Genomic DNA, 12931 nt, shown 5'->3' with positions numbered 1-12931 from the left:
TCGAAACACACCTTTTGGTGTGGTCTACCTTAGCACATGGAGATATATTATATAACTGTTTTGTTAACGGCGACACTCGTGTTCCGGTACTTTCTGTTACGATTACCTGTTCCCATAGTAGTTTAATAGTCCACCTTTGTTGTAGGGCCATGGCAGACGCCAGACCGCTCACCCTACGAGAGCTACGCAGAGACTTACACGCGAATCCCGAATCGGGTTGGAAGGAGTTTCGCACGACAGCGCTCATCGCACACGAACTCGACGAGCGCGACTACACCCTTCACCTCGGCGCGGACGCCGTTGACGAGGACGCTCGCCTCGGCGTTCCGGACGAAGCCGACATCGCAAACGCGGTCGCTCGTGCCCGCGAGAATGGCGCGCCGGAGTCGTACCTCGAACGGATGGACGACATCACCGGACTCGTCGCCGAAAAGACGTACGGAGACGGGACGGGACCGACCGTCGGCGTCCGGGTCGATATGGACGCGCTCGAACGCAGCGAGGCCACCGACGACGACCACCGCCCCGCACGGGACGGGTTCGGGAGCACGCACCCGAACGAGATGCACGCGTGCGGCCACGACGGCCACACTGCCATCGGCCTCGGTATCGCGCGTGAATTCGACGAGAACGGCGGTTTCGACGGGACGTTGAAGCTGTTCTTCCAACCCGCGGAGGAAGGAGGCCGGGGCGGGAAACCGATGAGCGAGACGGACCACCTCGCCGACGTCGAGTATTTCCTCGCGCTTCACCTCGGACTCGGTAACGAGACGGGGATGGTCGTCGCGGCGTACGAACACCCGCTGTCGAACGCGAAACTCGACGTGACGTTCGAGGGAGCCCCGAGTCACGCGGGGAACGCGCCGAACGAGGGACGGAACGCGTTGCAGGCCGCGACGACCGCGATTCAGAACCTCTACGCCATCCCGCGCCACGCCGATGGCACGACCCGCATCAATGTCGGGAAGGTTCACTCGCCGAATCCGCAGAACATCGTCGCCGAGGAGGTCCAGATGCGCGTGGAGGTTCGCGGCGGGTCGGCGGAACTGAACGAGTACATGCTCGAAAAAGCGCGCCGCGTCGTCGAGCATGCGGCCGGAATGCACGACGTAGAACTGCAAACCGGTCTCTACGGGAAGACGACGACGTTCACGGCCGACGATGCGATGATCGAGGCCGTTGCCGACGCTGCGTCCGACCTCGATGCCGTCTCCACCGTCGTCGACCGCGCCGACATGGGCGGGAGCGAGGACGCGTCGTACCTCATCCGGCGCGTGCAGGAGAACGGCGGTGAAGCGACCTACATCGGTATCGGCGCGAGCAACCCGTACGGCCACCACACGGCGCGGTTCGACATCGACGAGGACTCCCTCAATATCGGGGTCGATGTCGTCGCTCGAACCGTTCGCACGCTCTAGTCGCCGCATTTGGATACACGGTTCGCCGTCGATTGCGGGTTCAAAGCGGCTGTACCGTTAGCAAGCGGGTCAACGGGTCACGATGGAAACCGACCGCTCGCGCTGTTTTTCCACCGATGCACTGCGTTTATTACCCCCCATTTCGATTGAGCCGAGGTATGCAGGTTGACCAGGAACGCCTTCGTCGCGACATCGAACGGAACGGCCAGTTCGGCGCCATCGACGTCGACGAAGGACACGGCAGGACGGTACTGACGGGAAGCGACGCGGACCGACGCGCGCGGGAATACTTCGTTTCGCGGCTCACGGACGCCGGGCTCTCGGTGTCCGTCGACGCGGTTGGGAACATCGTCGGGCGGTGGACGCCGGAGGGGGCGGACCCCGACGCCGCGCCCGTCGCGGCCGGGAGCCACCTCGATTCCGTTCCCGAGGGCGGCATCTTCGACGGGCCGCTCGGCGTCTACGCGGCGCTCGAAGCCGTCAGGACGCTGCAAGCTTCGGACGCGGACCTCCGGCGGCCGGTCGAGGTCGTCTCATTCACCGAGGAAGAGGGTGCGCGGTTCTCGTTCGGGTTGCTCGGGTCGTCCGTCGCAACCGGTGTTCGAACGACCGAGGAGGCGCTGTCGCTCACTGACGACGAGGGGCGCACTCTTGAGAAGCATCTGCAGAACGTCGGCTTCGCGGGCGACGACGAAATCCGCGCGGGCGACTGGTCAGCGTGGGCGGAACTGCACGTAGAACAGGGGACGACGTTAGAATCGGCGGGGACGCAGGTCGGCGTCGTGGACGCCATCACCGGCATCACGAACTGCAGGGTCGAAGTCGATGGTGAGGCGGACCACGCGGGTGCGACGCCGATGTACGAACGGTCCGACGCGTTCACGACCGCGAGCGAGTTCGTGGTCGACTTCCGTCGCGCCGCGGAAGACGTGGTTACCTCGATCAGTCCGACGGCCGTCGGAACGGTGGGGCGGTGCGACGTCACGCCGAACGCTCGAAACATCGTACCCGGACACGTCGAACTCCACATGGACATCCGCGACGTCGAGTACGAGTCGATGAACGTGCTCGCGGACCGCGCCCGCCAGTCGCTCTCGCGCCTCGAACGCGATGCGCCGGTTCGAACCGAATTCGAACGGTACCGTGACCAGCAACCCAGTCAGATGGCCGACCGATGTGTCGAGGCGGCGGTAGGTGCAGCAGAGGCGTGTGATATCATCCCGCAGAAGATGCACTCCGCTGCAATGCACGATACTGCAAACGTCTCGTCCGTGACCGACACCGTGCTCCTGTTCGCTCCCTCTCGGAACGGCCTGTCGCACAACCCGCTCGAATGGACCGACTGGGACGATTGCGCCGCAGCGACCGATGTGCTTGCGACGACGCTAGCACGCTTGGCTAGCTAATACTAGCGCGAGCGGACGTCGTATCCGACGGCGGGTGCTCCATCGAGAGGTTGTAAATAGTTGCAATCGGTGTTGAGACAGGACGCATCGACTCGTTTCGCCCGGTAAATCTCTAATTCAATCGTTCGCGTTCGAATCCGGTACGACGGCCGGTTCCGCGGCCGCGTTGGGCGGTACCACCACTTTCCGACGGGGCGTCTCCAGAGTCGGTAGCGCCGTTCAACGGTGAGAGAACAAATGACATAGTAGCTGTGACCACGCCACGTACGTCCCCTGTCGACAAATTGCAACATATACAAACAACTATAACGGTCGTTTACACAGGAGGAGTATGAGCAAGCTACCGAACCAGGGGTCGCCGTCGCGGACGTTGAGTACCGTCGTGACGGCGGTGAACGTGATACGGACGCTAGAGGAGTTAGGCAGCGCGACCGTCGACGACCTCGTTGACCACCTCGACGTCTCCAAAACCACGATGTACAACCATCTTGCAACACTTCGACAAACGGGGCTCGTCGTCAAGAACGGCAACGCGTACGAACTCAGTCTCCAGTTCCTGCTCCTCGGAGAATTCGTCCGCAACCAGCACATTCTCTACGAAGCGGGGAAGAAAGAAATCGAGAAGTTGGCCAAACAGACCAACGAGTACGCCCATCTCTCGACCGAACAACACGGTCTCCGAATCAGCTTGTTCAAAGTACGGGGCGAGAAGGCAGTCGGAGACAAATATCAGACGTCGAAGTTACAGAAGCCCGACTATCTACACTCCTCGGCGACGGGAAAGGCGATACTGTCGCAACTCCCGCCGGAGAGAACCGCAGAGATAATCGACTTTCACGGTCTCCCGGGCAAGACGGGGAACACCATCACCGACCGGGACGAACTCCGTGAGGAACTCGCCGAGACGCGCGAGCGGGGCTACTCCTACAACGACGAGGAGGAAGTCGAGGGACTGCGGGCGGTCGGTGCGCCGATAAAGGGCCGCGACGGGAGCGTCCTCGGAGCGTTGAGCGTCTCCGCGCCGACGAGTCGGATGAAAGGAACGCAGTTCCAGGAGACGATTCCGGAGATGGTCACGAGCACCGCCAACGTCATCGAAGTGAACATCAACATGGCGGATAGGAGCTCGGACACACCGAATCTGGGATAGTTCCCGTTAGCGCGTCGGTCGAGTCGGCACCGGGACTCGTTCGGCGTCCGGTTCTGTTTCCATTTCGATGTCGACGAACTAGCTACTGTTATCTACAGCCACCGAATCGCCTCCTCGAATCCGTCCAGGGGTCGGACGCGAGTTCTCACGAAACTGTTCATTACAACACTATATTTGTAATACCATACCGCTTCGTGAGGTGGTTCCGCGGGTCGTCCGTTTTACCGGACGTCCCCGTGGCGACTTCCCGATTCGACGTCCAACAGGGTCGATTCAAAAATTGCCCATGTCGTTAACGAACCATCAATATTGCACAACATACACAATTTTCATCCACAGAGGTGAGCCAACAACCAGCCATATTTTGAATATAGGAACTCTTTTGGGGAGGATACGACATTATCGCTATTTTCCAGCCAGATATCATTAATCTGTGCGAATAATCTCCGGCCCCAGTATTTTTCTCAATATTATACATGTGGATTGATGTTTTGAGGACGGGTCTTTAAAGAGATCCGGATAGCGTATGGCATCTATTGGACTATCCCAGTACAAATAGTTATCTATCGGGAGAATCTCACCGACACCAATATTGTACTAATTGCACAATATTAAGAGGGTGTTGACCGATCGCTCCGGAAGCGTTCGATACCCACTTAAGCCACCGCTGGTCGCCCGTCCAGGACGGTACACGTGCGTGTTTTCCGACAACCGTTTTGAGTGTGCAATCCCAATAGAAGCTATGTCAGTCCCAACTCGTCGGCCGCGGGGACTTGCGATTCTGGTTGGAGCGTGGCTGCTCGTTCTTGCTGGCGTCACCGTCCTCTTGGGCTCTCGGATGGTCGATGTGCTCCTCTCCAGTACGTCTCTCTCATCAGTGTTGCTCTTTGCAGGAGGGAGTGCGCTCGTTTTCGGCTACGTGAGCTATCGGCTGAGCACCAAGCGTCTCCTTGTAGGTCTCAATACGACTCCGCTTTCGGACCTCCGGGCTCCGAGCATCCACGCGAGCATCGAGCGGCTGACTCGCAAGATGAGTATCGACCGACCGGAGGTCTACATCGCGCGGCTCGGCCAACCCAACGCGTTCGCGCTCGGGAGTCGGACGCTCGTGATCGACTACTCGCTCGTCCGATTGCTGACGCCCGCGGAACTCGAAGGGGTCCTCGCTCACGAGCTCGCCCATCTCGAAGGCTACGATAGTCTCCTGCAGACGCTGGCCATGAGTCTCCTGCGAATGGTAGCGAGCCTCGCTCTCGTGGTGGTTCTCCCGCTCGTGATGGTTACCTCATTGGCTTGCTGGGGACTTTCGCTAATCATGGGTCGACCGGTGCGAGGCCCCGACAGCGTTGGGAGTGGCGTACGACGTGGACTAACGGGGTTAGTGATGGGTTTGCTCGTCGCTCCGACGGTCGTGCTCCAAGCCTACTCTCGCCGCCGCGAATACGCAGCGGACCGGCGAGCCGTGTCGGTCCTCGACGAGCCACTGTCGTTCGCTCGTGCGCTCGAAAAGATTCAGCGCGCGAACGAACCGGGAGGGGGACTGTTCTCCTGGTTCTTCCCGATTCGTGACCGTCGCACGGAACAAACCCCACTGGAACGAGCGTTCGCAAGTCACCCGCCGACCGACGAGCGCGTGCGCCGCGTTCGTGAGGCCGCGAAGGCCGCCGAAACGAGTCAGGAGGCGGATCAGTGGCACCGCGTCGAAGTCGACTGAACTCACCGTTCTATCGTCCCGTTCTCCTTCCGACCTCCCTCGTCCTCCCCCGTCTACTCCCCCTACCGTTCCCGCCTAATCGGGAGTCCGCCGTCGGTCGGCGTGCGGTCGCGTACAGCAGGGGTCGGTTCGGCCACAACGCTATTTTCCGAGATACATACGTTTTTGGACTATCGCCACACGACTGGAGTCATGACTCGCCTCACAGACGCCATCGTCGGAGACGCCTACCGGAGCGATTTCTCGTGGCAGGTTCTCGAAGATCTCGTCGACCTCGAAACGCGGATGGCCGGACAGAAAGAGGAAAAGGAGGGAGCGAAAATACTCGAAGGCTATTTCGAAGAGATAGGATTGCGGGACGTCCACCTCGACGAATTCGACATCGACGGCTGGTGGCGAGGGTCCTCTTCTATCGAGACCGCGGGCGGCCACGACCAGCGATACGAGAAGGATTATCAGGTCATCGCGCTCCCGGGGACGCCCGCCGGAACCGTCGAAGGCGAATTGGTCGACGTGGGGTACGGTCGTCCCGAGGACTTCGAGGCGGTCGACTGCGAGGGCAAAATTCTGATAGCCTCCAGCGATACGCCGGACGATTACGGACGATGGATTCACCGGATGGAGAAGTACGTCAGCGCCGCGAACGCCGGTGCGGTCGGCTTCATCTTCAGGAATCACATCGCTGGCTGTCTCCCCCCGACGGGTGAGGTCGGCTACGATAACCGCCCCGGTCCGATTCCGGCGGTGGGCGTCTCGAAGGAACTCGGCGAGCGTCTCGTCCGTCACGCCGAGGACGACGACCTCTCGGTGACGGTTGATGTCGACTGTCGAAACGAACCTTCGACGTCCGTCAACGTGGTCGGCGATATCGGACCCGACACCGACGAAATGGTTCTGTTGACGGCACACATGGACACGCACGACATCGCCGAGGGCGCGAACGACAACGGTGCAGGAAGCGTGCTGGCAACCGAAGTCGGTCGCCTGCTCGCGCAAATGGAGGACGAACTCGAAACGCGCGTTCGCGTACTCGTGTTCGGGTCGGAAGAGATCGGCCTCAAAGGAGCGTACCACGCCATGGAGACGTACGACCTCGACGACGTGAAATGCATCGTCAACATCGACGGTGCTGGCCGAGACCGAACCCTCTCGATAAACGCGAACGAGTTCGACGAGATTCTCGACGCCTTCGAAGACGTGACGGACGAACGCTCGATTCCGCTCGTCTCCAGTAACACCGTCTCTCCGCACGGAGACCAGTGGGCGTTCGTACAGGAGGGCGTCCCGGGCGCGATGGTCTCCTCGACGAACCCCGACAAGAGCGGTCGTGGGTGGGGTCACACGCACGCCGATACGCTCGATAAAATAGATATCCGGGACCTCCGAGAGCACGCCGTTACCATCACGAACGCCGTCTGCGCACTCAGCGAGACCGACCGCGACGTGCCAAGTCGCTCCCGCGAAGACACACGCGACCTGATCGACCCCGGTTACGAGCAGGAACTCAAACTCGGCGGCCGCTGGTCGTATTGAACACCGGTTTGTGATTCGGGAGCCTTCGGAGAGATAGGTGCAATAGGTACCTCAGGTGGCTGTTCTCGCGTTCGCTTCACTATCGGTTATTCGTCGGACTCGGAGAGCAGTACGTACTAGTGCACTTCGTCACCGATTCGTTTGGAGTTCCAACAATGGTCTCCTATCTGACTGTCTTATTTTCGAACAGTTGCACAAAGCATTTACCGAGGGGCACGAAGGACCAAGTGTGGCGCGGTTGCCTCTGACACCCTGAATGGGTTCCCACATGGGTCTGGCGCCATCACTCCCGACCCTCCCCCCTGCCCCGCCACACCCTCCTCCCTGCTCGCACGCGTGCCATGGTGTGCCTCTGAGCAGGGAAATCCGCTTCAGACATGGATCGATCGACGCTAGCGCCGGTTTTCGTTACGTACTCCGTCATCGCTGGTGGAGTGACGGTTATCCCACTCGCCTACCTCTATGGTCGTGCCATCGTTCTTCTCCTGATCGTGTCGCTCCTCCACGCTCGCACCGGAACCGGGCCGACGATGACGATGGAAGGAGGCGGTGGAGAAAGCGATTACACCGAATTAGACGCCTCTCAATCGATAGTCGGCACGTCGTATTCCCTCCCGAGTAGCGGGCGGACAGCGCTGACGTTCTACCTGGTGGGGCTTATCCTGTGGAGTCTCGGTACAGCCCCGTTCGTCATCTAACGTCGAAGTCGGTATCCACATTCTATCCTCGACTGGACGATTGCCGATACCGGAATAGACCGGCCGTTCCCGCCGCGTCAAGCGGAACATCGTGTTGAGTAGAACGCTTTCGGGGTGGGCATCGAACGGTCCCGCAGACTTTTCCGACAGCACGGAGTGTGTCTACTACCACCATGGGACTCGTGAACAAGCTCAAACGGCTCGTCACCACGAGGAGTGATGCACGGTTCGAATGCCAGATGTGTGGTGAACCCTTCGACACCGCCGCAGGAATTTGCCCCGAATGCGGTGGACAAGTCACGGAACGGGAGTGACCGGGACGAGCGACTCGATAACGGATGACGCGTGGAACTGCCGTCTGCGGATAGTTGACGGCCGTTATCTCACCGTGCGCCGAACCACCGGCGGAATAAGCGATGTGTGTCGGTTTGGAGTTTCGAAACGGGGAGACGGACTGGCAAATCCCGGTTACCCCGGCGAATCGAGTCGGTCAGTTCCCCGTTTCAAGACGGCAGGGGAAGGATTTGACGCCGTAAAGGAACGTCTGGGGGGACAAATCGGAGAGGTCGGGGTTGATCACTTCAAACCGATCCAAAAGTTTCTCGAGAGCGATGTCCGCTTCCAATCGAGCTAGTTGCGCACCCAAACAGAAGTGGATGCCACCGCCGAACGCGATGTGTGGATTCGGAGACCGTTCGGGTCGGAATTCCTCCGGCGAATCGAACCGAGCGGGGTCCCGGTTCGCCGATCCGATCCTCGCTAAAACCAACTCACCCGCATCGATTCGTCGCCCGCCCAGTTCGACCGGTTTCGTCGTCACGCGTCGAACGGTCTGGGCCGGTGACCGGTACCGAAGAACCTCTTCTATCACTTTCTTCCGACTGACTGCTCCCGTCCGAACCGCGTCAAACACGTCGTTCTCTTCGAAGCACCAGAGGGCGTTCGTAATGAGATTGACCGTCGTAACGTTGCCAGCGATGAGCAGTGTCAGGCAAAAGCTGATCTTCTCCTCGTGGGTCAGTTCATCGTTCATCGCGGCGAGCGTGATCAGATCGTCACCGCTTCCAGTAGCACGTTCGGAGATCAGATTCGAGAAGTACTCCCTCATTTCACGTTGAACGCGTGCACGGCGTCGCTTGTTGGATTCGATGGCTTTCTCGTCGTCCGTCAAAGATAGCTCGGTAGCCGCTTTCGACCACGTGAGGAACTGATCGTAATCGTCGCGCGGGAGACCGAGCAGGTCCGCAATAATCGTCACGGGATACGGGTGTGAGAATTTGTCGATGATGTCGACGTTCGCCCCCGAGTCGATATCGTCCAACAAGTCATCGGCGATTTGCTCGAATCGCGCTCGGTGTTCCGCTATCGACCCGGGCTGAAATCGACTGTTAACGAAATTCCGGAGACGCCCATGGGCTGGCGGGTCGGCTCGAATCATGGATGGCGCTCTATCCGTATCGAAGTCTCGATCGACCAGACGAATGTCCGTACTGGCGACATCGGAGGCGTACGTTTCATGGTCGCTCACGATCTGCTTGACGTCCTCATATTTGAACACGTCCCATCGTCCACGCTGATCGTCGTATCTCACGGGGTGTTCCCGCCGCATCTCGGCATACCAGTCGAACGGGTTGAGTTGTGCTTGTTCGCTGGCCAGTGCTTCTGGGGGCGTACGAAAGGCGACACCTTGATTCGATGAGGCCATAATTTAACGACCGTTTAGTAAATCATAGGTCTTTTGTCTACCTTTCGTAAGCGAATATCCGGAAAGTAGCGTCTAATGACCCACATGATAGTCCGTTCGAGTCGTACACCGCTCGTTAGCGACCTTTAATCACGTATTTTCCGCACAAACATGCACCCTGAATAATTATAATTGAGACCAACTATCTTTGAATGTTGGAGTTTTATAACTACATACACCTGATATCACCAAAATCAGCCTGTTCTAACAAACGTTAACAGAAGCGAGCGCCGTTCCAGCCGTAGACGGGGCCGACCAGTGGAGTTCCACCAGGGTCGGACAAAGGAATTATACTTACTGAACGGATAGTAACCGATGTGACAGAACCGGTGCCTCGGAGAGAACGTCCGAGTGTCACCTTACTCCATACGTAACTTGGTTCCGAGGTGTAGACACCCTCAACACTCTGGATTTAATACCATCGACACAATACAATGACGTCTTCTGATTCATCCGGCGAAAAATGGACCTCCGCCGAAGAGGAGATCATGCAGGCAACGTATCGAGCGTTGCTTTCGCACGGCTACGCCAACCTCTCGATGTCCCGCATCGCTGAAGAGCTCGACAAATCGAAAGCTGCACCGTACTACTATTATGATTCGAAAGATGAACTCTTAGTCTCGTTTCTCGACTATTCCGTCGATCAGTTCGAGGAGACCATCGATACTCGTGAGAGCGACGACCCGAAGGAAACGCTCGATCGCGTCATTGAGAAACTCCTCCCCCTCCAACCGGACGAAACGGAACAGCAACTTCAGACGGTGCTGGTCGAACTGCGCGCCCAAGCGGTAACCAACGGGGCGTTTCGTGAACAGTTCACTCGACTCGACGAGAAAATCGTAACCGCGATCCACGAGATAATCCAGCAGGGTATCAACGACGGCGCGTTCCGTGATGTCGATTCGACGCGTGTCGCCGAGCACATTCTCGCCACCATTACCGGTACAAGGTATTGCCATGCGACGACGAACCGTGAGACCGCGATCGCCGTGACCCGTGTCTCACTATCATCGTACATCGATTCCGAACTGAGAAAGCGTCCGTAAACGGCGGGAAGTACCGCCTCAAAGCGAACTTCGAAAGCAGATTCCGATTCAGTTGCGCCCGTCCCCGTATCAATCCGGAAACGATGCGGGTTCGCACGGTCGGTTGACATTCGTGCGCTCGGTTCCGATATCCTCGATAAAAAGATTAGGATACCCACCACTTTGCGTCAGAGTATTCACAATCACGAAACGGTCGGCGGAGGACACCGGCCGTGCTTCCGGGTACCGGGAGAGAAGTAAACATATGAACAGTAGTATAATGATTAAAATCCCACATGTTTATAATGGTCTTTCGATGGAGAAATTTCGAAACTTTTCTAACTGAAAGCAGGGCAATACTGTAGACACCCTCCCATGGCTACAGTTGACAAAGAAGAGATACAACCGAATGGAAGCAATCGGTTTATCTATATCACTGCTGCGTTAGCCGCACTCAATGGATTGTTGTTCGGATTCGACACGGGGATAATTTCCGGTGCGTTCCTATACATCAATGACACCTTCGCTATGTCTCCACTCGTCGAAGGTATCGTCATGTCCGGGGCGATGGCTGGCGCAGCACTCGGTGCTGCTACTGGTGGAAAGCTGGCCGATAAGATAGGTCGTCGTCGACTCATCTTTCTCGGGGCCATCGTGTTCTTCATCGGGTCGCTAACGATGGCAATCGCGCCGAATGTACCCGTGTTGGTCGCGGGTCGTCTCATCGATGGTGTCGGAATCGGATTCGCGTCCATCGTCGGGCCGCTCTACATCTCCGAAATAGCACCGCCAAAGATTCGAGGAGCACTGACCTCGCTGAATCAACTCATGGTGACGCTCGGAATCCTCATCTCGTACTTCGTTAACTACGCTTTCGCCGATACCGGCGATTGGCGGATGATGCTCGGTACCGGAATGATTCCGGCCGTCGTCCTCGCGATCGGCATGGTGAAGATGCCCGAAAGCCCCCGCTGGCTCTACGAAAACGGTCGGACGGACGATGCCCGGAAGGTTCTTAAACGGACTCGAAAAACCGGCGTCGATGCCGAACTTGCCGAAATCGAAAAAACGGTCGAAAAGCAATCCGGCAGTGGTTTTACCGACCTGCTCGAACCCTGGCTGCGCCCAGCACTGATCGTCGGACTCGGACTCGCCGTCTTCCAGCAGATTACCGGAATCAACGCCGTCATGTACTATGCGCCGACGATTCTCGAATCGACCGGATTCGGAAGCGCGACGTCGATTCTTGCGACCACCGGAATCGGCGTCATCAACGTCGTCATGACGATTGTCGCCATAGCGCTTATCGACCGCGTGGGTCGGCGGAAACTGTTGTTGGTCGGGACCGGTGGGATGATTGTCACGCTTAGTATCCTCGGTGTCGTCTTCTACGTCCCCGGCTTCAGCGGGATTCTCGGGTGGGTCGCGACCGGCAGTTTGATGCTGTTCGTGGCGTTCTTCGCCATCGGGCTCGGACCGGTCTTTTGGCTGCTCATCTCCGAAATCTATCCGCTCTCCGTTCGTGGGAGTGCGATGGGGACGGTTACCGTCGCCAATTGGGGTGCGAATTTGCTCGTGTCGCTGGCGTTCCCGATGCTGACGGCAAATATCGGGGAATCGTCCACGTTCTGGCTGTTCGGTATTTGTAGCCTCATGGCGTTTGTGTTCGCCCACAGACTCGTTCCGGAGACGAAAGGAAGGTCGCTTGAGGAGATCGAAGCCGATCTTCGTGAGAACATCACCGACCCGGTTGCCGGAAGCGGAGAGGGAGCATCTGCGGCCTCTCGCGAGTAGAAGGGCGACTCTCTCTCTCTCTCTCTCTCTCTCTCTCTCCGTCAGTACGGAACGTCTCGCGTGTGACGCTCCCATCACAGCGACACTATTCCGAAATATCGTGCCGAACCACCGATCCGATTTTGGAGCGGCGCATTCACGAGAGTACCGTATGATAGCGATAAATCGCCATTCGCTCGTCGCCGACCACCCGCGAGCGAACGGACTGTGGTGCCGCCCGTGAGAACGAGGAGCGTTACTCCCCCTTCGAAAGTCGGTAGATTTCGAGCACGTCCGAGACGGTGACGTCACCATCACCGTCGGCGTCGAATCGACCGGGGAGGTGACGCACGCGACCCACGCCGCGGGTAGTCCGAACGGTAAGCGTGCTCGTCATATCGCTGTTCGTCCCGACGGTCAGCTCGTACTCCCCGGCCTCGACGACTTTCGGACCCAGTGCTGGGACATCG

10 protein-coding genes are annotated in these 12931 nt (G+C 58.4%); 8 read left to right on the top strand and 2 right to left on the bottom strand.

The window, feature by feature from the left end; genetic code table 11:
- Positions 1 to 149 precede the first annotated feature (149 nt).
- The 6 genes from BG842_RS22695 (at position 150) to BG842_RS22670 (ending at position 7919) form a co-directional block, all read left to right on the top strand.
- Complete coding sequence (locus tag BG842_RS22695; RefSeq protein WP_069452582.1) at positions 150 to 1418, top strand: amidohydrolase; 1269 nt, start codon at positions 150 to 152, stop codon at positions 1416 to 1418.
- Between the two features lie 158 nt (positions 1419 to 1576).
- A complete protein-coding gene (locus BG842_RS22690; protein ID WP_069452581.1) occupies positions 1577 to 2824 on the top strand; it encodes a M20 family metallo-hydrolase in 1248 nt (415 codons plus the stop codon).
- A gap of 331 nt (positions 2825 to 3155) precedes the next feature.
- Positions 3156 to 3974 carry an IclR family transcriptional regulator gene (locus tag BG842_RS22685; RefSeq protein WP_069452580.1) on the top strand — a complete coding sequence of 273 codons (819 nt, stop codon included), beginning with the start codon at positions 3156 to 3158 and terminating at the stop codon, positions 3972 to 3974.
- A 742-nt stretch (positions 3975 to 4716) separates the two neighbouring features.
- On the top strand, positions 4717 to 5688 hold the full coding sequence (locus BG842_RS22680; protein WP_254663407.1) for a M48 family metallopeptidase: 972 nt from the start codon (positions 4717 to 4719) through the stop codon (positions 5686 to 5688).
- Between the two features lie 192 nt (positions 5689 to 5880).
- The gene (locus BG842_RS22675; RefSeq protein WP_069452578.1) at positions 5881 to 7221 is read left to right on the top strand and encodes a M28 family peptidase; all 1341 of its coding nucleotides are present in this window, start codon (positions 5881 to 5883) and stop codon (positions 7219 to 7221) included.
- A 434-nt stretch (positions 7222 to 7655) separates the two neighbouring features.
- Positions 7656 to 7919 (top strand): hypothetical protein, encoded by a 264-nt coding sequence (locus tag BG842_RS22670; RefSeq protein WP_254663406.1) that lies wholly within the window; start codon positions 7656 to 7658, stop codon positions 7917 to 7919.
- 490 nt (positions 7920 to 8409) lie between these two features.
- Here the strand turns inward: BG842_RS22670 and BG842_RS22665 are convergent, their stop codons facing one another.
- A complete protein-coding gene (locus BG842_RS22665; protein ID WP_069452576.1) occupies positions 8410 to 9624 on the bottom strand; it encodes a cytochrome P450 in 1215 nt (404 codons plus the stop codon).
- A 473-nt stretch (positions 9625 to 10097) separates the two neighbouring features.
- Here BG842_RS22665 and BG842_RS22660 point away from each other — a divergent pair, with 473 nt between their 5' ends.
- Both BG842_RS22660 and BG842_RS22655 read left to right on the top strand, forming a co-directional pair.
- Positions 10098 to 10709: a TetR/AcrR family transcriptional regulator gene (locus tag BG842_RS22660; RefSeq protein ID WP_069452575.1), complete on the top strand. Its 612-nt coding sequence runs from the start codon at positions 10098 to 10100 to the stop codon at positions 10707 to 10709.
- A 354-nt stretch (positions 10710 to 11063) separates the two neighbouring features.
- A complete protein-coding gene (locus BG842_RS22655; protein WP_069452574.1) occupies positions 11064 to 12482 on the top strand; it encodes a sugar porter family MFS transporter in 1419 nt (472 codons plus the stop codon).
- 235 nt (positions 12483 to 12717) lie between these two features.
- On the opposite strand, the gene BG842_RS22650 is transcribed toward BG842_RS22655, so the two are convergent.
- On the bottom strand, positions 12718 to 12931 hold a 214-nt coding region (locus BG842_RS22650), incomplete at its 5' end, for a hypothetical protein (RefSeq protein ID WP_139136244.1).

This window comes from Haladaptatus sp. W1 (assembly GCF_001723155.1).
Taxonomy (GTDB): Archaea; Halobacteriota; Halobacteria; order Halobacteriales; family Haladaptataceae; genus Haladaptatus; species Haladaptatus paucihalophilus.
The sequence above is the reverse complement of the archived record's forward strand: the minus strand, read 5'-3'. Positions and strand labels throughout refer to the sequence as shown.